The sequence below is a fragment of the Bacteroides sp. 3_2_5 genome, assembly GCF_000159855.2.
GTDB classification, from domain to species: Bacteria; Bacteroidota; Bacteroidia; order Bacteroidales; family Bacteroidaceae; genus Bacteroides; species Bacteroides fragilis.
The window spans coordinates 1,180,421-1,199,752 of the sequence record NZ_JH636044.1; the positions used below are offsets into that span (position 1 = coordinate 1,180,421).

Below are 19,332 nucleotides of genomic sequence, written 5' to 3' on the forward strand. Positions count from 1 at the left end.
AAGATTTCAATGACAAAGACCAATGTATCCATTGAAAATGTACTTCGTGAACTTGAAAAACAAAGCGATTACACTTTCTTCTACAATGACAATCAGGTAAAACTGAACAAGAAAGTATCCATCAACGTATCCGACGCTCCGATCGAAACCGTATTGGATGAAGTTTTCAAAAACTCGGGATATACCTACAAGATTGTAGACAATCAGATCGTAGTGTCTACAGCAGCTGCAGCAGCGAAAGAGGTACAGGCTACCCAGCAACAGAAACAAAGAAAAATTTCGGGAGTTGTGAAAGATGCAATGGGAGAAGCCATCATCGGAGCATCGGTTATAGAAAAAGGAAATCCGACTAACGGTACTATCACTAATATTGATGGTGAGTTTACTCTTAACACTGCCGGTAAGGAACTTCAGGTGACTTATATTGGTTATATACCTCAAGCGATTGTTCTTAAACCGGGAGTTAATAGTTATACAGTTACCATGAAAGAGGATACTAAAACTCTGGACGAAGTGGTGGTAGTAGGTTATGGTACTCAGAAGAAGGTAAATTTGACAGGTGCTGTGTCTTCTGTTGGAGCGGACGAATTGAAAGAACGTGTGAATACAGATGTATTGGCATCAGTACAAGGACAGGTTCCGGGAGTAACTATTATATCACGTCCGGGATCTACTCCATCAATTAATATGCGTGGTCGCGGTAACTTGGGAACATCTTCTCCTCTGTTTGTTATTGACGGTGCAATTGCTGATGCTTCTTTCTTTTCAAGTCTTGATCCGAATTCGATAGAGAGCATTTCATTCTTGAAAGATGCGGCATCTTCTGCTATTTACGGTTCTCGTGCAGCTTATGGTGTTGTATTGGTAAAAACTAAAGGTGGTAAAGAAGGTGATTTGAAGATCAGTTATGATGGTTCGGTCGCAGTGAAAATGGCTACTTATACACCTGATGTATTGGGCTCTGAATGGTATGCACGTTTGAGTAATGAGGCTGCTTTGAATGAAAACCCGAATACCAGTACGCTTCCTTATACAGATAAAGAAATACAAATGTTCCGCGATGGCTCTAATCCGGATATGTATCCAAATACAAATTGGTATGATTTAGTCTTGAAGGATGAAGCTGTTATGACAAAGCACTCTGTAAGCTTTAGCGGTGGTAATAAAGTGAAATATTTCACTTCATTAGGATATATGTATGATGATAAATTTACTCCTGGTGCAAAGAGTGAACGTTATAACTTGACTACCAATATTTCTTCAGATATTAAGTCTTGGTTGACAATGCGTTCTAATATCAATTATATTCAAAGCACTTCCGATAATGATAAAGGAGGAGTTGTTTATACACACTTGTTGACAATTCCGTCAACTTATGTTGCTCGTCAAAGTAATGGTGAATGGGGTAGCTATGAAGGTGGAAAGCCGGCTGCAACAGTAAATATGGAGCGTAACCCTTTACGCCGTTTGGAAGAAGGAGGATGGTCGAACAGTAAGACTCAGAATACTTTGATAAATCTGGCTTTAGATATTAAGCCTGTAAAAGGACTGGTATTGACAGGCGAAATGATTTATAAAGCTTGGGATTATAAATCTAAGACTTATACTGCAAATAAAAGTAAGATTAAGGATTTCCAGACCGGTACTGAGTTGAATGGTACAGATGTAACTAATTCTAAGATGGAGTACAGTTGGGAAGAAAACAGTCGCCTTACTTATAATGCATTGGCTAATTACGTTTGGAGTAATGAAAAACATAATGTGAATGTATTGGCTGGTGTATCTTATGAACATTATAAGTATCAGAAACAAAAATCATATCGTCTGAAATTCCCGACTAATGGTATGACGGACATGAATGGTGGCTCGAGTGCGCCAGATGATACTTATGCTGAAGGTGGAAGTAACGAAGACAAACTGATGTCTTACTTTGGTCGTGTAAATTACTCCTTTATGGATCGTTATTTATTAGAGGCCAATATCCGTGCTGATGCTTCTTCTCGCTTTCATAAGGATAATCGTTGGGGTGTTTTCCCGTCATTCTCTGCAGGCTGGCGTATTAGTCAGGAGGGATTTATGCAAGATATCAACTGGATTAATAACCTGAAGTTGCGTGCATCTTGGGGACAGTTGGGTAATATCAATAACGTAGGCCAATATGATTATTTCTCTTCATATCAACAAGGAGGTAACTACAACTTTGAAGATGCTATTGTTTCGGGTATCGTAGAATCTAAACCTGCCAATCCGACTTTAGGATGGGAAACTGTTACTATCACTGATATCGGTGTGGATTTTGACATTTTCAATGGACTGTTGAATTTTACAGCCGATTATTATAACAAAAAAACAGATGATATCCTGTTGGCATATCCGAGTCCGAAAGAAATCGGTATTGGCTCTGATTTCAAGGTTTCACAAAATATTGGTACAGTAAGTAATAAGGGTTTAGAACTGAGTATTACACATAATAAAACTCTGGGTGACTTTGCATATACAGTTGGGTTTAACATGAGTAAGAACTGGAATAAAGTAACCAACCTGGGAGCGAATGACCCGATTATTGAAAGCCCATGGATTAAAAAGGTTGGTTATGCAATCGGTACTTTCTATGGATATCGTTCTGATGGTCTGTTGACTCAGGAGGATATTGATACCGGTAATTACATCACCGATGGTTTGGTGCCTCAAGCGGGTGATATCAAATATGTAGATTTAGATGGTGATGGTAAACTTACCGATAAAGATAGAACTTATATAGGTTGTGATGTTCCTGACATTACTTATGGTGTGAACCTGAATCTTCGCTATAAAGGATTTGAATTAAGTATGTTCGGTCAGGGAGTTACCGGTACAAAGGTAAACTTCAGTATGGAAAATGCCTGGGCATTCTCGGATTATGCAAGTCCGCGTAAATATCACTTGAAGAGATGGACGGTAGATAATCCTAACCCGAATGCAGCTTATCCTCGCATTTATCCTCGTACAAGTAAACATTCAACTTATAACCAATATTTCTCTGATTACTGGTTGTTTAATGCCGATTATTTCCGCATCAAGAATATAACTTTTGGATATTCTTTCCAAAAGCCGGTATTACAGAAGTTGAGTCTGGAGGCATTGAAACTCTATGTTGCGGCTGAAAATCCGTTTACTATTCGTGCTGATCACCGTATGGAAGATTTCGACCCTGAAACGGCTTCAGGACGCGGCGTTAATACTCGTGGTACGTCTTCGATTGCTTTTGGTGTAAATCTAACATTCTAACATTATTGATTATAAAAGATGAAAACTATAAATAAATTATTCAAGGGTATATTCTTTTGCACTTTAGTTAGTGTAAGTGTTAGTAGTTGCGACTTGGAAGTGGAGCCGCCTGCTAATATTGCGGCCGAAACATATTGGACATCTGAAAAAGATGCCTGGTATAATCTGAATTCAATTTATTCTGCTGCGATTCCGGGTATTGGAATTTACGGAGATGCTTATTCGGATGATGTATATTGCCAATATGCACATGAATCTAACGCAAAAATATTCCAGCAAGATGGTTTTAGCCCTCTTTATGATGAAGGTTGGAACTTTGAGACAATTCGTAAGGAAAACTTGTTTTTGCAGAAAGTTGGAAATTGTGAGATGGATGAATCTTTAAGAGAAAGGTTCAAGGCAGAAGTTCGTGCAATGCGTGCCTGGACTTATTTGGGCATGACTATGACGTTCGGTAAAGTGCCTTTGATTACTGAAGTACTGGATTATAACTCTCCTAATATTCCGCGTGACGAGGTAAGTGTGATTCGTGATTTTATTATGAAAGAACTTACTGAGGCTGCTGCAATATTGCCCGAGAAATACGCTGGTGGTTATCCCAATGAAAAGGGACGTATCACAAAATATGCTTGTTTGTCATTGAAAGCAAGAGCGGCCCTGTATTTTGGGGACTATGCTTTAGCAGAATCTACTGCGAAGGAAGTGATGGATAAGGGAGGCTTCTCTTTGTTTAAAATATCTTCTTTGTCGGATGCACAGAAGAAAGAGGCAGAAGAAATGAGTTTGTATATTGATTTTGCAGAAAAAGGAATCGATAAAGACGAATTCGTTAAGGGTATGTTTAATTATGAAGCTTTGTGGCATACAGAAAATGCTAATCCGGATAATCCCGAATACATTATGACTCGTCAATATGCTGCTTCCAGTTGGGATTATCAAGATATGACTCGTTATACAAGTATGCGCCCGAATCAGTTGGGTGGCTGGTCTTCTGTAACTCCGACACAGAATCTGGTAGATGCTTATTGGGGAGTTGATGGCCACAGTGTACCGCAATTGCCTACTCCGGAAGAACGTGCTAAAGCGTATAACCAGATTAAGGCTGACTTGGATGCTTATCAAAAGCCTGAAGGAGAAGCTAAGTTTATTGCTTTCTGCCAGGAAAAGATAAAGAATGGAACATTGAAAGATTATAAATATATTCAAGAGTTCCGTAACCGTGATAGCCGTATGTATGTTTCTATCTTGATGCCATTCAAGAGTTGGTATGAATCTAATTATGGTGATAAGTTTGTGTATGAATGGATAAAGAATGGTAATAACGAATCAAAGACCGGATTTAACTTCCGTAAGATGCTTTCATTGGAAAATGATGCTAATGGCGACGGACAGGCGACCGGTGATTATCCTTGTATCCGTTATGCAGAAATTTTATTGATTTATGCTGAAGCGCATACACAGACTACTGGTTATGATGCTGCAACTGAAGCTGCTTTGAATCAGTTACGTGATCGTTGCGGTATGCCGGATGTGCCTTCTGGCTTGAGTAAAGAAGAAGGTCTGAAACTGATTCAGAACGAACGTCGTATTGAATTGGCCGGTGAAGGTTTCCGTGGTGACGATATGACTCGTTATAGCGATGATTATTGGAAAGAGCACATGAACAATGTACCTATCATGACTCCTGACGGTGACACGGAACTTACAATGAAATGGAGTTCTCGTATGCGTCTGAAACCAATTCCGCAAACAGCTATTGACTTAAATCCGTTATTGGCTGGCGATCAGAATCCGGGATATTAATTTAACACAGATATCTCTTAATTAAAGGTTGAAAAAGGGGTGTCGGTTCTCAAAACCGACACCCCCTTTCTTTTAATAATCAGAAGTTTTTTATTTTTCTTTCCATGCTCCTCTCGTAAAGTCCGGAATCTCTACCGGTATACTGCCGTTTAATACCGATTGTTCGCTCAGTTCTGTGATGCACGACCATTCGGCAGCGTCATATACATCCATATCCAATGGTAATCCGTTACGCAAACAATAAATTAGCCGGCAGTCCATTACATAGTTCATTTCATTGGGCAGATTTCTGCGATGAGCCTCTGTACCGAAAGTGGCTGTGAAAGGATGTTTGTAACGCTCCATTATTTCCTCTAGTGCTTTCCCTTCAAGAGGAGAGCCGGCGTCGGGTTCGAGAGCAATGCTGGGAACGGGATATTTCTGCGCGAATCCTTTTGTTCCACAAACTGTATGCAGGCGGCTGTAAGGACGTGGAGTTACTACATTATACTGAATCATGATACTTTTGCCCTTCACTGTTTGTATCAAGGTAGTATTCATGTCACCCAATAAGTATTTCTGGCGGGCTTCCGGAGAGTCTGCTCCGAAGTTTTTACGGGCATATTCGGTCATACCTGCCTGAAGACTGGACAGAGAGACCAAGTAGTTCATGCGGTCTCCCCGATGGATATTCAGTATCTGGCAAACCGGACCAAGACCGTGGGTCGGATAAGGATTACCAGTATGTTCTATACTATATTTCTTTCCCCAGTGATTGTGAAATCCTCCTTTACTTTCGTCGGCGAAGTAGATAGAACGCAGGTCATGTATGTATGCTCCCTCTACATGGGTTATTTCGCCGAATACACCCTGTTGTGCCATGTTAAGCGTAGTCAGTGCAAACGGGTCATAACAACAATTTTCGAGCATCATGCAGTGCTGTCTTGTCTTTTCAGCCGTATCTACCAACTTCCAACACTCTTCTACAGTCATGGCTGCAGGAACTTCAATGGCTACATGCTTGCCATGCTCCATGGAGTATACTGCCATGGGAGTGTGGGTCAGCCAGTCGGTACAGATGAACACGAGGTCAATGTCATCCCGTTCGCACATTCGTTTCCATCCATCCGGTCCGGTATAGCCGTCCGGTTGCGGATAACCGGCTTCCCGAAGTATCTTTTGGGCTTTAACCAGATTGCCTTCCCTGATTTCACAAAGTGCTTTGATTTCGACACCTTCGATTTGCAGATAACGTTGCAGAGTCAATACACCTCTATTGCCAAGCCCTATGAAAGCAAGGCGTACCATCGGGAGTGGGGGATGTGCCAGTCCGAGCACATGTGTTTGCGAAGGAGTTTTCATGTGTAGTTAGGATGTTAGGGTTGTATATAAAAAAAGAGAATCTAATTTCTCAGATTCTCTTTAGAGCGGAAGACGGGGCTCAAACCCGCGACCCTCAGCTTGGAAGGCTAATGCTCTATCAACTGAGCTACTTCCGCAATTTTTGTGGGCAAAGATGGATTCGAACCACCGAAGTCGAAAGACAGCAGATTTACAGTCTGCCCCATTTGGCCACTCTGGTATTTGCCCTTTTGTTTGCTTTTGAGTCCCTTTGCTTTCTCTTAAGTAGGTTTGTTTCTCAATTGCGATGCAAAGATACAACTATTTATTTAAACTCCAAACAAAATCGATCATTTTTATTGCAGTAATTGCACATTCGTCTCCTTTATTACCCAGTTTGCCGCCGGCTCTGTCTTCTGCCTGCTCCATAGTGTTGGTGGTAATTAATCCGTAAATAACTGGTATATCGCCAGTTGCGTTCAGTTGCGCTACGCCTTGTGTCACTCCCATGCAAACATAATCAAAATGTGGAGTATCTCCTTTAATTACGCAACCAATGATAATAATTGCATCTATATCGCTATTTTCCATCATCTGATTAGCGCCGAAGGTAAGTTCGAAACTTCCGGGTACTGTCTTTACCAGGATATTTTCTTCTTTGGCTCCATGTTTCTTCAAAGTTTTCACTGCTCCGTCCAGCAGGGCACCGGTGATGTTAGCGTTCCATTCGGAAACAACGATACCGAATTTCATTTCTTCTGCATTCGGAACTGAATTAAAATCGTAATCTGATAAGTTATGATATGCTGTTGCCATAATCTATATGTTTTTGGTTGGTTGAAAAAAAGCTACCCAGATTGGTTTGGGTAGCTTTCTATATAATAAGGTATATACCCCGTTATTATTTTTTCAGCAGTTTAGCTTGCTCGATGTATTTATCGATATCCATTGCCTGATAAGACTGGAAGTATTTATCCTTAATCTTGGTGAAGGCCTTTACTGCTTCTTCGTTCTTGCCTTGCTTCATCAGGATTTCTCCGGCTTGGAGCAGGAAGATAGGGCTCAGGGTGCTGTTGTCTGCATGATCTGCCGCTTTCAGAAGAGCAGAAGTTGCTTTATCGAGTTGGCCTAACTGAGCGTAGCAGTTACCAATGGCACCTTGAATGGCAGGAGCTACCATCTGGTCGTCTCCACTGAAACCGTCAAGTGCTTTGATGGCTTCTTCATATTTACCTAAATTCTGGTAGCAGATACCGGCGTATGCCTTTGCCAGATTGGCTGCTTTAGTACCGCTAAACTGATCGGCTACTTTCAGGAAACCGATAGAACCGATGCTATCACCGTTCAGTGCTTGTTCGTATGCACTTTGCTCAAAGTACTGTTCGCTTTTGAAAAGAGCAGCCTGTGCTTTTTCTTCACGAGGTTCTGCGTAGAAATTCTTGTAGAGGATTGCACCTGCTACGATTACGATTACGGCTACAACGGCGCCAATGATTGCTTTTTTGTTTTTAACAAGAAATGCTTCCGACTGTGTCAGTGCATCTTCCACATTCAGTTCGTTGTTGTGGTTCTTTTGTTCTGCCATTTTTATATGATTCTTTTTGTTATTTTTTCAACTGGATATTTTGGTCAGCAAAAGTAGTTTTTTTATATATATAAACGAAATTTAGAGGCATCTTTTTTTGTTTTGCGACCTAAAACCCCGAAAATCTTTCTACTTTTGTAACCAAACTCAATGTGCACACATGATACTGAAGCGTATATCTATACTGAACTATAAGAACCTGGAGCAGGTAGAACTGAATTTTTCGGCTAAACTGAATTGCTTTTTCGGGCAGAACGGGATGGGAAAAACCAATCTGCTCGATGCGGTCTACTTTCTGTCTTTTTGTAAAAGTGCAGGAAATCCGATCGATTCGCAGAATATTCGTCATGAACAGGACTTTTTTGTTATTCAAGGGTTCTATGAGGCAATGGACGGAACACCCGAAGAGATTTATTGCGGAATGAAGCGTAGGTCGAAAAAACAATTCAAACGTAATAAGAAAGAATATTCGCGCCTGTCGGATCACATCGGATTTATTCCTTTGGTGATGGTGTCGCCTGCCGACTCGGAATTGATAGCGGGGGGCAGTGACGAACGTCGCCGCTTTATGGATGTAGTCATTTCGCAGTATGATAAGGAGTATTTGGATGCTTTGATTCGCTACAATAAGGCATTGGTACAACGAAATACATTGTTGAAGAGTGAACAACCGATAGAAGAAGAGCTTTTTCTCGTTTGGGAAGAGATGATGGCACAGGCCGGTGAGGTGGTTTTCCGGAAACGGGAAGCATTTATCAGTGAGTTTATTCCTATATTTCAATCGTTCTACTCGTACATTTCGCAGGATAAGGAGCAAGTGGGACTGACTTATGAGTCACACGCAAGAAATGCATCTCTGCTTGAAGTTCTGAAAGAAAGCCGGGTACGGGATAAGATTATGGGTTATTCGCTCCGGGGGATACATAAAGATGAACTCAACATGTTGTTGGGTGACTTTCCTATTAAGAGAGAAGGTTCACAAGGACAGAACAAGACGTACCTGGTTGCACTGAAGCTTGCGCAGTTTGATTTTTTGAAGCGTACGGGAAGTACGGTACCTCTGTTGCTGTTGGATGATATCTTTGACAAATTGGATGCTTCGCGCGTAGAACAGATTGTAAAGTTGGTGGCGGGTGACAATTTCGGGCAGATTTTCATAACGGATACGAATCGTGAACATTTGGACCGTATATTATATAAGGTGGGGAGTGACTATAAAATGTTTCGTGTGGAGAGCGGAGCTATCAATGAAATGGAGGAAAAAGAGAGATGAAACGAAACGATGCGGAACCGATTGGAAAACTGATTCAGAAATATCTGCGTCAGGAGAGCTTGGAGTCTCCACTGAATGAGCAACGCTTACTTGATTCGTGGGAGACGGTGCTGGGACCTACTATTATGTCGTACACAAGGGATTTGTATATTCGTAATCAGGTGTTGTATGTACACTTGACCTCTGCTGCCCTCCGTCAGGAGTTGATGATGGGGCGGGAACTTTTGGTCCGTAATTTGAATCAGAAGGTTGGGGCTACGGTGATTACCAATATTATTTTCCGCTAAACGACTATTCTTTTATAATAAATGAAGGCTTTGTTTGTATCAAACGGAGCCTTCATTCTTTATGAACAGAGTCTCTGTTCGAAGAGAACGGAGATTCTATCTACAACTAAAATGTGGTGCTCTCAGTATTTCAAGAATGGGATTGTATCTATGACGGGCATCTTCAGTGCATTCAGTTCCTGACAGGCACGATCGTAGTAAGTCGGATTTTCTAAATCAAGGTTATTGTGTGCGTCCAGTCCGATAATAGCCGTGCATCTTTCATTGGCTGCGATATGCCAGAATTGCGGGCAAGGATAAGTCGTTATTCCCCGTGCTTCATTGATGGCTACATAGCCGATATTATATTCCAAAGGGATGTGAAATCGGGCTGCTGCCCGACAGATATGGCTGCTGACACTGATACAATGTTTGTCAAATTCAGGGTAGGAACGCATAAAAAGATCCGGATGTGCCAGGTAGGCGAACAGTCCGCTTTCCATTCCTTCGATAGTGCTTTCTTCATAAAGGTCGAGCATATCCCGATTAGTGGTATGATGCCCGAAGTAGGGAAACTTTTCGTCAGTATGGTAATGGTGGTTTCCAAAGAGGATATAATCCAACCGGTACTCTTTGATGATTTCTTTCAGCCAGTGGATGTATTCGGGAAAGTATTCATATTCCAATCCGATTTTGATGCTGATTTGATTCCGGTATTTTTCTTTCAAGGCACGGATGCTTTCTATATATTCCGGTAAGTCCTCCGGGAGCATACGTATGTCCGATACAAAATCTGTGTGATACTTCCATGGGCCATGATCAGAAAAGCCCAATTCCTGAAAGCCACCTTTGATGGCACTGCGTACATAGTCTTCATCGTCTCCCACGGCGTGCATGCAGCGAGTGGTATGTGTGTGATAATTTGTTTTCATTGTGCTATAATAGTATCCATACGGAAGTCGAATGCTTCTGCGGGTACTTCTTCTATCAATTGAAACGGGAAACAAATGCCGACTTTGGGAGCCGGAATTTGAGGTAATAAACGGTCGTAATATCCTTTGCCGCGGCCTAAACGATGTCCGTACCGATCGAAAGCAACACCCGGAATCACAGCTAGATCTATTGTTTCGTAATCGGTGAATGGCGCTCCGGTTGGTTCGGCAATGCCATACGAACCTATGGCGAGATCTTGGGGGCCTGTGTAAACGCGAAGTTCTAACTCGTCGCCTGTTACTACAGGCAATATGATTCTTTTCGACCGGCTCCACTTCTCAATGAAGGCGTGCGTCTGCACTTCATCCTTCATTGAGTGATAGAGCAATATAGTATGCCCTTTTTGAAATTCGGGGCATGCCTCAAGAGTTATCAATACCTTTTCCGACAACGATTTAAGCGTAGAGTCGGAGTATTTCTTCTTCTCCTGTGCTATCCACTTGCGCAGTTGTTTTTTTCTTTCCATCTTTCTTTTCCTCCTTTTGAGGTTCTACGCTGACGGGAGCCTTAGGGAATGCTTCTCCACTTTCAAGCAACTCGACAGCCTTCTTCACTGTCTGATCGCTTTGGTTGAGATATTGAATATAGGCTTCTTTTCCCAGCATATTATAGATGATATTTCCGTAAATGCTCTTTTCCAGTAATTTATATGATTTCTGAATCAGGATGTTTCTTCGTTTCACCCCTTTGCTGTCAGCGTAGCGTATGAACTGTTCGACCAGTCCCTGACGACGCAGATAGTTTAAGAGTGATTCTTCGTCTTCGTACTTCTTCAACTTATCGCGGTTATTATCCGTGTAATGGAAGGTGAATTGGATGGTAAGTCCTTTGCTCAGCACCTCGGTCAGATATGAAGTCACTCCCGTGGTGTCTTGTGGGACGAATACATCCGGCATGATACCTCCTCCTCCGTACACCGGACGTCCGAGGGCGGTAGAATAACGCAGGTTTTCATCGAGTTTGATACTATCTTTTGAGAAGTACTCTCCATGTTCATATCGTGTCAGCCAATCCATTTCGTAGTTGCGGTCTTTACCATTCTGATAAGGGCGTTGAATGCAGCGTCCGGATGGAGTATAATAGCGGGCAATGGTCAGCCGGATGGCTGATCCGTCACTGAAGTCGATAGGCTGTTGTACCAGGCCTTTACCGAACGAACGGCGACCCACTACCATACCTCGGTCGTTATCCTGAATAGCACCGGTGAAAATTTCACTGGCCGAAGCCGAACCTTCGTCAATCAGCACAATAACGGGCATTTTCTGGCAACTGCCTGTTCCATTGGCAAATTCGTCGGCACGGGGATATTTGCGTCCTTCCGTATAGACTATCAGTTTACCTTCGGGCAAGAATTCGTTGACCATGCGCACTGCAGCTTCCATATATCCTCCTGTGTTTCCACGTAAGTCGATGATCAGCCCTTTGCAGTTCTTATGATTCAGTAAAGCAATGGCATTCAGCAACTCCACATGTGTAGTACGTCCGAATTTACTAACCTGTATATAGCCAAAGTCATCTGTCAACATATAAGCTGCGTCGATGGTGTTTTGCGGAATGTCACCGCGTGTGATAGTGAAGTTCAAAAGATCTTTCTCCGTAGCGCGCTTCACGCCCAGTTTCACTTGAGTACCCTTCGGCCCTTTCAGAGTGCGCATGGCACGTTCGTTGGTCACTTTTTTCCCTACAAACAAACTGTCGTCTACCATCACGATACGGTCACCGGCCATTAATCCTACCTTTTCGGAAGGTCCTCCCTGAATGACACTGTTCACATGGATAGTGTCATCCTGGATGGTGAACTGGATACCGATACCGCTGAAGCTGCCTTCCAGTTCCGATGTCACTTCTTCCAGGTTTTGTGCCGGAATGTAAGTAGAGTGGGGATCCAGCTCTGCCAGAATCTGTGGCATTGCCTTTTCCACAAGGTCGGCCATGTTGACGGTGTCCACATACTGGTCATCGACAATGCGCAGCAAAGCATTCAACTTGTTCGAAGAGCCGTTGATAATGCCGAGTCGGTTGCCGGCAAAGTGTTTGGCATAAAATGTACCTATCAGAATTCCGATTACCACACTGATAGCGATGATGACAGGGGTAAACCGTGAAGAGTTCTTTGTACTCATATCTTTTTATAGTTATTGGCTACGGACGACAAACTACCGGAGAGCTGCGTTGTAGTCAGTTGTTTATGTATGTTGTTTCATTTTTCACTCGTATCGACAAAAACGACTTCGATACCTGCACGTTTCAGTAACTCTATTCCGTCTTCCAGGCGATAGTGTTCAGAGTACACCACTCGCTTGATGCCTGCCTGTATGATCAGTTTGGCACATTCGATGCAAGGTGAAGCAGTGACATACATCGTAGCACCGTCACTACTGTTGTTGGAACGTGCTATCTTGGTGATGGCATTGGCTTCAGCATGCAGAACATAGGGCTTGGTGACGTTGTTATCATCTTCACAAACGTTCTCAAAGCCGGATGGTGTTCCGTTATATCCGTCTGAGATAATCATTTTGTCTTTGACAATCAGTGCTCCTACTTTACGGCGTTGGCAATAAGAGTTTTCCGACCAGATGGAAGCCATGCGGATATAACGCTTGTCCAAATCTGATTGTTTGCTGTTTGCTGTGTCCATACGCTGCTATATTATTTATTGTTGTCCTTATCAACATGAAATACCAGGCATAACTCTCTTCCTCCCTCATCCTTGTAATAGATAAAGAGGTTGTCGTAATTCCCTTTGTACGAAGTAGCCCTGTTGAGTCCTTCGACAAATTTGTTACTAAATCCTAACGGATCATTTTCAGACCCTTTTACGGAAGCTGAGAAAGCATTGCTTTCGCCATTGGCACTCCAGGTTCCGGTATAAGAATGTGACAAAAGCGTTCCGCTAAACTTTCCGCTGATGACATTGTCTGTAGTCTCCCCTTCGAATTTGATTGTGTATGCACCTTCTTTATTGATGTAATTCTTGATGGATTGTTCATATTTGTCTTTATCACCCCAGAAATCATAGGGCTTGTGTTCGTTCTTTTTGGTAATATACGTCAGTTTCCATACTTTTCCGGTAAAGATACCGTTCACATCATCCGAATCGTTGCATCCGCTTACAAAAGGGAGCATCAAAAGTAATAATAATAAGTATTTATATTTCATTTTTTTCTATTTTTTTATTCCGTTTCTGATTAGTAATGCGTCAATCGTAGGTTCTTGTCCTCTGAAACGTTTGTAAAGTATCATCGGGTGCTCTGTTCCGCCTTTCGACAAGATGTTGTTACGGAAGGAATTGGCTACCTCTTCATTGAAGATTCCTTTTTGCTTGAACAGTGAGAATGCATCCGCATCCAGAACTTCCGCCCACTTGTAGCTATAGTAACCTGCCGAATATCCTCCGGCAAAGATGTGTGAGAACTGGGTACTCATACAGGTTTCCGAAACTGTGGGCAATATCTGTGCTTGAGCCCATGCCTGACGTTCGTATGCCTTTACGTCACCTTCGAAGGGGGTATTGCGGGTATACCAGGCCATATCCAACAGCCCGAAACTGACTTGGCGAAGACAGGCGTACGCAACATTGAAGTTTGATGCATCTACCAGCCGGCTGATCAATTCGTCAGGCAACGGTTCTCCGGTCTGATAATGATTGGCAAAGGTATGCAGGAATTCTTTTTCAATCCCGAAGTTCTCCATGATTTGGGACGGGAGCTCTACAAAGTCCCAGTATACATTCGTTCCGCTCAAGCTCTGATAAGTTGAGTTGGCAAACATCCCATGCAAGGCATGCCCGAATTCGTGGAGGAAGGTTTCCACCTCGTCATAAGTCAGCAGTGCCGGCTTGCTTTCTGTCGGTTTGGTGAAATTCATGACTACCGATACATGTGGACGGCTGTTTTCACCGGTATCTTCTCTCCATTGTCCTTTGAATTCTGTCATCCAGGCACCGGAACGTTTACCTTCGCGCGGATGGAAATCCGTATACAGTACGGCGAGGAAACTTCCGTCTTTATCCAGCACTTCGTAAGCATCCACGTCTTTGTGATATACCGGGATATCCGGGTTCTTATGAAACGTGATGCCATACAATTTGGTAGCCAGTCCGAAGACTCCCGCTTTCACTTTGCTCAGTTCAAAGTAGGGGCGGAGCATCTCTTCGTTAATATTGAACTGCCGGTCTTTCAGTTTGTTGGAGTAGTAGCTCCAATCCCAAGGCATCACTTCAAAAGCATCTCCTTGTTCTGTACGGGCTAATTCTTGTACAGCTTCGTACTCTTTATGGGCGGTGGGGGTATATGCATCCAGCAATTGGTTGAGCAGTTTATATACGGCATCACCGGTTTCGGCCATGCGTTCTTTCAGTGTATATTCCGCATAATTGTCATAACCCAGTAATTGTGCGATTTCCATGTGGATATTGGCTATCTTTTTCACAATTTCCAGATTGTTATATTCGTTGTCGTGGGTACATTTTGTATTGTAAGCCATGTAAAGTTCACGACGTAAATCCCGGTTATCGGCATACGTCATAAAAGGAATATAACTGGGGGCATGCAATGTGAACACCCAGCCATTCACTCCTTTTTCCCGGGCTGTTTCTGCAGCGGCTTCGATGGCGCTTTCCGGCAGACCGGCCAACTGGGCTTCATCGGTCAGAGTCAACTGATAGTTATTGGTTTCTTTCAGGTTATTTTCACTGAAATCCAATGTCAGTTTACTAAGATTCTTTGTCAGCTCGCGATATTTCTCCTTGGCTTCTCCCTGCAGGTTGGCTCCGCGACGAATAAATCCGTTATAAGCGTTTTCCAGAAGCTTGGTTTGTTCCGGAGTCAGCTCTATGGAATCCTTTTGACCGTATACAACTTTAATACGTTCGAAGAGTTCCTGATTCAAGCTGATGTTATTGCTGTGTTCGCTTAACAAAGGAATCATCTCCTGGGCAATCTTCTGCAGGTCATCATTGGTTTCAGCACTGCGCAAGTTGCCGAATACGGTGGTAACCCGATCGAGTAACTCTCCTGATTTTTCATAAGCAAGAATTGTGTTAGCGAATGTGGGAGCCTCCGGGTTGTTGACGATGGCATCTATTTCTGCTGCCTGGCGACTGATACCTTCACGAATGGCGGGTTCGTAATGTTCATTTTTTATTTTGTCAAAAGGAACAGTGCCATACGGAGTTGTGTATTTCTCAAAAAATGGATTTTGTGCATTTGCTATATTTGTCATATTCAGTAATATCAATGTTACATTTACAAAATTACAAATTTCACCACAGAGTATCACAGACTTCCGTACAGTTTTCTTCTTATTTAACGTGTCTCACTACTGTTTTTACTACCATTTATTTGATTCTGTTGTGATTCGGGACTATAGGGCTTGGGAGAGGAAAATAAAAAAAGCTGTTCCGGGGAAACCGGAACAGCTTTTCGTATATTGTATCTTAGCTTGATTATTTAGCAGCGATAACGCGAGCCATTTCACAAACTTTGTTTGAGTAACCCCATTCGTTGTCATACCAAGAAACAACTTTAGCGAAGTTAGAATCCAAAGAAATACCTGCTTTAGAGTCGTAGATTGAAGTGTTAGCGCAACCACGGAAGTCAGTTGAAACAACTGCATCTTCAGTGTAGCCCAGGATACCTTTCAATTCGCCTTCTGAAGCTTCCTTCATAGCAGCGTTGATTTCAGCCATTGTAGCAGCTTTTTCCAGAACAACTGTCAGGTCAACTACAGAAACGTCAGAAGTCGGAACGCGGAATGCCATACCAGTCAGTTTACCGTTCAATACCGGCAATACTTTACCTACAGCTTTAGCAGCACCTGTAGAAGACGGGATGATGTTTTCCAAGATACCACGACCACCTCTCCAGTCTTTCTTAGAAGGACCGTCTACTGTTTTCTGAGTAGCAGTAGCAGCGTGAACTGCAGTCATCAAACCTTTAACGATACCGAACTTGTCGTTCAATACTTTAGCGATAGGAGCCAAGCAGTTAGTAGTACAAGAAGCGTTAGAAATGATGTCCTGTCCTGCGTATGAAGTGTGGTTAACACCATATACGAACATAGGAGTAGAGTCTTTAGAAGGAGCAGACATGATAACTTTCTTAGCACCAGCCTGGATATGTTTGCGAGCTGTTTCGTCAGTCAAGAAGAAACCTGTTGATTCAACTACAACGTCAGCATCAACTTCGTTCCATTTCAAGTTAGCAGGATCCATCTCTGCAGTCAGACGGATTTTATTTCCGTTTACAATCAGAGCACCGTCTTCTACAGCAACTTCGCCTTCGAAACGACCGTGTACTGAATCATATTTCAGCATGTATGCCAAGTATTCAGCATCCAACAAGTCGTTAATACCTACGATCTGAATGTCGTTACCAAAGTTCTTAACTGCTGCACGGAATACCATACGTCCGATACGGCCAAAACCGTTAATACCTACTTTAATCATTTTGTTTAAACTTTTAAGGGTTTTATAATATTTGTTCAAATACTTTTCTAAATTCGCATTTGTTTCATTAGAATGCGGTGCAAAAGTAAGAAAATGTTTTTATATTCGCATATTAAATTCATATTAAATATAAAAAAAGATGGGAAAAAGTACTTTTTTACAAGACTTTAAAGCTTTCGCCATGAAAGGAAACGTGGTAGATATGGCTGTCGGTGTGATTATTGGTGGTGCCTTTGGCAAAATCGTTTCGTCGGTTGTAGCCGATATCATTATGCCACCTTTGGGGTTACTCATTGGGGGAGTGAACTTTACGGACTTGAAATGGGTAATGAAAGCTGCGGAATATGGGGCTGACGGAAAAGAGACGGCCGCTGCTGTGACATTGAATTACGGCAACTTTCTGCAGGCGACTTTCGATTTTCTTATCATTGCTTTTTCTATATTCTTATTTATTAAACTGATTACAAAGTTGACTCAGAAGAAAGCTGAGGCACCTGCTGCGCCGCCCGCACCTCCTGCACCTACAAAAGAAGAGATATTGTTGACTGAAATACGTGATTTATTGAAAGAAAAGCAGTAATTTTGCGCCAAATTCATAACATATCTATATATGCAAGAGAAAATTATAATACTTGATTTCGGTTCACAGACCACGCAGCTTATCGGTCGCCGGGTGCGCGAGTTGGATACGTATTGCGAGATTGTCCCCTATAACAAGTTCCCCAAAGGCGATGAAACCGTCAAGGGAGTGATTCTGTCGGGAAGCCCCTTCTCCGTATATGACGAAAGTGCGTTCAAGGTCGATTTGAGCGAAATCAGAGGTAAATACCCCATCTTGGGCATCTGCTATGGTGCACAGTTTATGGCGTATACCAATGGTGGCAAAGTAGAACCGGCAGGTACCCGTGAGTATGGACGTGCTCACCTGACTTCTTTCTGCAAGGACAATGTTTTGTTCAAAGGTGTGAGAGAGGGTACGCAGGTATGGATGAGCCACGGTGATACCATTACTGCTATCCCTGAGAATTTTAAAACCATTGCATCGACAGACAAAGTGGCTATTGCCGCCTATCAGGTAGAGGGCGAACAGGTATGGGGAGTACAGTTCCATCCGGAAGTTTTCCACAGTGAAGACGGTACGCAGATGCTTCGCAATTTCGTTGTCGATGTATGTGGCTGTAAACAGGACTGGAGTCCGGCGTCATTCATCGAGAGCACGGTTGCCGAATTGAAAGCTCAGCTGGGTGATGACAAGGTTGTACTGGGATTAAGCGGAGGAGTTGACTCTTCTGTAGCCGCCGTTTTGCTGAACAGGGCTATTGGCAAGAATCTGACTTGTATTTTCGTTGACCACGGTATGCTTCGCAAGAACGAGTTTAAGAACGTGATGCACGATTACGAATGCCTTGGCTTGAACGTGATTGGTGTGGATGCCAGTGAGAAGTTCTTCTCTGAACTGGAAGGCGTCACCGAACCTGAACGTAAACGTAAAATTATAGGTAAAGGATTTATTGACGTATTCGATGAAGAAGCACATAAACTGAAAGATGTGAAATGGCTGGCTCAGGGTACGATTTATCCGGACTGTATCGAGTCGCTTTCTATCACCGGTACTGTTATCAAGAGTCACCACAATGTGGGAGGACTTCCTGAAAAGATGAATCTAAAACTTTGTGAACCGCTTCGCTTACTGTTTAAGGACGAGGTTCGTCGTGTAGGTAGAGAGTTAGGTATGCCCGAGCACTTGATTACCCGTCATCCTTTCCCCGGGCCGGGACTTGCTGTTCGTATCTTAGGTGATATTACTCCTGAGAAGGTTCGTATCTTGCAAGATGCCGATGATATCTTTATTCAGGGTTTGCGCGATTGGGGATTGTACGATCAGGTGTGGCAGGCAGGTGTTATCTTGCTTCCTGTTCAATCGGTAGGCGTAATGGGAGACGAACGTACTTACGAACGTGCCGTTGCTTTGCGTGCCGTGACTTCAACGGATGCTATGACAGCTGACTGGGCGCATTTGCCTTATGAATTCCTTGGTAAAGTGTCGAATGATATTATAAATAAGGTAAAAGGTGTGAACCGTGTGACCTATGATATCAGTTCGAAGCCACCTGCAACTATCGAGTGGGAATAAAATCCTGTGATTGACTTTTAGCGATATTTTATATTGATATTTGAAATCAGCATTTTAAGTAAATGATTGCTTAATCTGCTGATTTCTTTTTATGATATCGGTTGAAGTCATTTATTCCGATTTACGATAGAAAATTTAGTTGTTGAAATAGCAAATATCTCTTTCATTACCGTATATGTATTATGGGGGGAGAAACTGGAACTTTCCTTTGATATCTCGTTAGAAACCAAGATATTGTGTCCT

16 protein-coding genes and 2 tRNA genes are annotated in these 19,332 nt (G+C 42.6%); 6 read left to right on the plus strand and 12 right to left on the minus strand.

Annotated elements, in window-relative coordinates; genetic code table 11:
• Both BSHG_RS13175 and BSHG_RS13170 read left to right on the plus strand, forming a co-directional pair.
• On the plus strand, positions 1-3,267 hold a 3,267-nt coding region (locus tag BSHG_RS13175), incomplete at its 5' end, for a TonB-dependent receptor (RefSeq protein WP_008658775.1).
• Positions 3,268-3,285: 18 nt separating this feature from the next.
• Complete coding sequence (locus BSHG_RS13170) at positions 3,286-5,070, plus strand: RagB/SusD family nutrient uptake outer membrane protein (RefSeq protein ID WP_005785224.1); 1,785 nt, start codon at positions 3,286-3,288, stop codon at positions 5,068-5,070.
• A 90-nt stretch (positions 5,071-5,160) separates the two neighbouring features.
• On the opposite strand, the gene BSHG_RS13165 is transcribed toward BSHG_RS13170, so the two are convergent.
• The 5 genes from BSHG_RS13165 to BSHG_RS13145 form a co-directional block, all read right to left on the minus strand.
• Positions 5,161-6,411, minus strand: a complete 1,251-nt coding sequence (locus BSHG_RS13165) for a Gfo/Idh/MocA family protein (RefSeq protein ID WP_005785227.1) — start codon at positions 6,409-6,411, stop codon at positions 5,161-5,163.
• Between the two features lie 64 nt (positions 6,412-6,475).
• Positions 6,476-6,548: transfer RNA gene (locus BSHG_RS13160), tRNA-Gly, on the minus strand.
• Between the two features lie 8 nt (positions 6,549-6,556).
• Positions 6,557-6,639 (minus strand) — tRNA-Tyr (locus tag BSHG_RS13155).
• Positions 6,640-6,711: 72 nt separating this feature from the next.
• Positions 6,712-7,206, minus strand: a complete 495-nt coding sequence (gene ribH, locus BSHG_RS13150; RefSeq protein ID WP_005785230.1) for a 6,7-dimethyl-8-ribityllumazine synthase — start codon at positions 7,204-7,206, stop codon at positions 6,712-6,714.
• An 85-nt stretch (positions 7,207-7,291) separates the two neighbouring features.
• Positions 7,292-7,975 carry a tetratricopeptide repeat protein gene (locus tag BSHG_RS13145; protein ID WP_005785232.1) on the minus strand — a complete coding sequence of 228 codons (684 nt, stop codon included), beginning with the start codon at positions 7,973-7,975 and terminating at the stop codon, positions 7,292-7,294.
• Between the two features lie 160 nt (positions 7,976-8,135).
• Between BSHG_RS13145 and recF the strand changes: the two genes are divergently transcribed.
• Together recF and BSHG_RS13135 are read left to right on the plus strand one after the other, a co-directional pair.
• Positions 8,136-9,248 (plus strand): DNA replication/repair protein RecF, encoded by a 1,113-nt coding sequence (gene recF, locus BSHG_RS13140; protein WP_005785234.1) that lies wholly within the window; start codon positions 8,136-8,138, stop codon positions 9,246-9,248.
• Entirely contained in the window at positions 9,245-9,535 is a 291-nt protein-coding gene (locus tag BSHG_RS13135; RefSeq protein ID WP_005775689.1) for a DciA family protein, read from the plus strand. Before recF ends, BSHG_RS13135 begins: the two co-directional genes overlap by 4 nt.
• Positions 9,536-9,657: 122 nt before the next feature.
• Here the strand turns inward: BSHG_RS13135 and BSHG_RS13130 are convergent, their stop codons facing one another.
• The 7 genes from BSHG_RS13130 to gap all read right to left on the minus strand — a co-directional run bounded on the left by BSHG_RS13130 (position 9,658) and on the right by gap (position 16,955).
• Positions 9,658-10,446: a histidinol-phosphatase gene (locus BSHG_RS13130; RefSeq protein WP_008658776.1), complete on the minus strand. Its 789-nt coding sequence runs from the start codon at positions 10,444-10,446 to the stop codon at positions 9,658-9,660.
• Positions 10,443-10,973: a 5-formyltetrahydrofolate cyclo-ligase gene (locus tag BSHG_RS13125; RefSeq protein ID WP_008658777.1), complete on the minus strand. Its 531-nt coding sequence runs from the start codon at positions 10,971-10,973 to the stop codon at positions 10,443-10,445. The genes BSHG_RS13130 and BSHG_RS13125 overlap by 4 nt, the downstream gene beginning before the upstream one ends.
• Positions 10,903-12,630 (minus strand): S41 family peptidase, encoded by a 1,728-nt coding sequence (locus BSHG_RS13120; RefSeq protein ID WP_005785240.1) that lies wholly within the window; start codon positions 12,628-12,630, stop codon positions 10,903-10,905. Before BSHG_RS13120 ends, BSHG_RS13125 begins: the two co-directional genes overlap by 71 nt.
• Positions 12,631-12,707: 77 nt before the next feature.
• Complete coding sequence (locus BSHG_RS13115; protein WP_005785242.1) at positions 12,708-13,145, minus strand: dCMP deaminase family protein; 438 nt, start codon at positions 13,143-13,145, stop codon at positions 12,708-12,710.
• A gap of 11 nt (positions 13,146-13,156) precedes the next feature.
• Positions 13,157-13,666, minus strand: coding sequence for a DUF4847 domain-containing protein (locus tag BSHG_RS13110; protein ID WP_005785244.1), 510 nt, complete (start codon positions 13,664-13,666; stop codon positions 13,157-13,159).
• A 6-nt stretch (positions 13,667-13,672) separates the two neighbouring features.
• Positions 13,673-15,730, minus strand: coding sequence for a M3 family metallopeptidase (locus tag BSHG_RS13105; RefSeq protein WP_008658780.1), 2,058 nt, complete (start codon positions 15,728-15,730; stop codon positions 13,673-13,675).
• A gap of 223 nt (positions 15,731-15,953) precedes the next feature.
• A complete protein-coding gene (gene gap, locus BSHG_RS13100; RefSeq protein WP_008658781.1) occupies positions 15,954-16,955 on the minus strand; it encodes a type I glyceraldehyde-3-phosphate dehydrogenase in 1,002 nt (333 codons plus the stop codon).
• A 139-nt stretch (positions 16,956-17,094) separates the two neighbouring features.
• On the opposite strand from gap, the gene mscL reads away from it, so the two are divergent.
• Positions 17,095-17,535 carry a large-conductance mechanosensitive channel protein MscL gene (gene mscL, locus BSHG_RS13095; RefSeq protein WP_005785250.1) on the plus strand — a complete coding sequence of 147 codons (441 nt, stop codon included), beginning with the start codon at positions 17,095-17,097 and terminating at the stop codon, positions 17,533-17,535.
• 30 nt (positions 17,536-17,565) lie between these two features.
• Positions 17,566-19,089 (plus strand): glutamine-hydrolyzing GMP synthase, encoded by a 1,524-nt coding sequence (gene guaA, locus BSHG_RS13090; protein WP_005785252.1) that lies wholly within the window; start codon positions 17,566-17,568, stop codon positions 19,087-19,089.
• The last annotated feature ends 243 nt before the right edge of the window (positions 19,090-19,332 follow it).

Bases quoted from the DNA above. Each gene is read 5' to 3' on its own strand.
- BSHG_RS13170 (WP_005785224.1), top strand. From the start codon at position 3,286: ATGAAAACTATAAATAAATTATTCAAGGGTATATTCTTTTGCACTTTA.
- BSHG_RS13165 (WP_005785227.1), bottom strand. From the start codon at position 6,411: ATGAAAACTCCTTCGCAAACACATGTGCTCGGACTGGCACATCCCCCA.
- ribH (WP_005785230.1), bottom strand. From the start codon at position 7,206: ATGGCAACAGCATATCATAACTTATCAGATTACGATTTTAATTCAGTT.
- BSHG_RS13145 (WP_005785232.1), bottom strand. From the start codon at position 7,975: ATGGCAGAACAAAAGAACCACAACAACGAACTGAATGTGGAAGATGCA.
- recF (WP_005785234.1), top strand. From the start codon at position 8,136: ATGATACTGAAGCGTATATCTATACTGAACTATAAGAACCTGGAGCAG.
- BSHG_RS13135 (WP_005775689.1), top strand. From the start codon at position 9,245: ATGAAACGAAACGATGCGGAACCGATTGGAAAACTGATTCAGAAATAT.
- BSHG_RS13130 (WP_008658776.1), bottom strand. From the start codon at position 10,446: ATGAAAACAAATTATCACACACATACCACTCGCTGCATGCACGCCGTG.
- BSHG_RS13125 (WP_008658777.1), bottom strand. From the start codon at position 10,973: ATGGAAAGAAAAAAACAACTGCGCAAGTGGATAGCACAGGAGAAGAAG.
- BSHG_RS13120 (WP_005785240.1), bottom strand. From the start codon at position 12,630: ATGAGTACAAAGAACTCTTCACGGTTTACCCCTGTCATCATCGCTATC.
- BSHG_RS13115 (WP_005785242.1), bottom strand. From the start codon at position 13,145: ATGGACACAGCAAACAGCAAACAATCAGATTTGGACAAGCGTTATATC.
- BSHG_RS13110 (WP_005785244.1), bottom strand. From the start codon at position 13,666: ATGAAATATAAATACTTATTATTATTACTTTTGATGCTCCCTTTTGTA.
- BSHG_RS13105 (WP_008658780.1), bottom strand. From the start codon at position 15,730: ATGACAAATATAGCAAATGCACAAAATCCATTTTTTGAGAAATACACA.
- gap (WP_008658781.1), bottom strand. From the start codon at position 16,955: ATGATTAAAGTAGGTATTAACGGTTTTGGCCGTATCGGACGTATGGTA.
- mscL (WP_005785250.1), top strand. From the start codon at position 17,095: ATGGGAAAAAGTACTTTTTTACAAGACTTTAAAGCTTTCGCCATGAAA.
- guaA (WP_005785252.1), top strand. From the start codon at position 17,566: ATGCAAGAGAAAATTATAATACTTGATTTCGGTTCACAGACCACGCAG.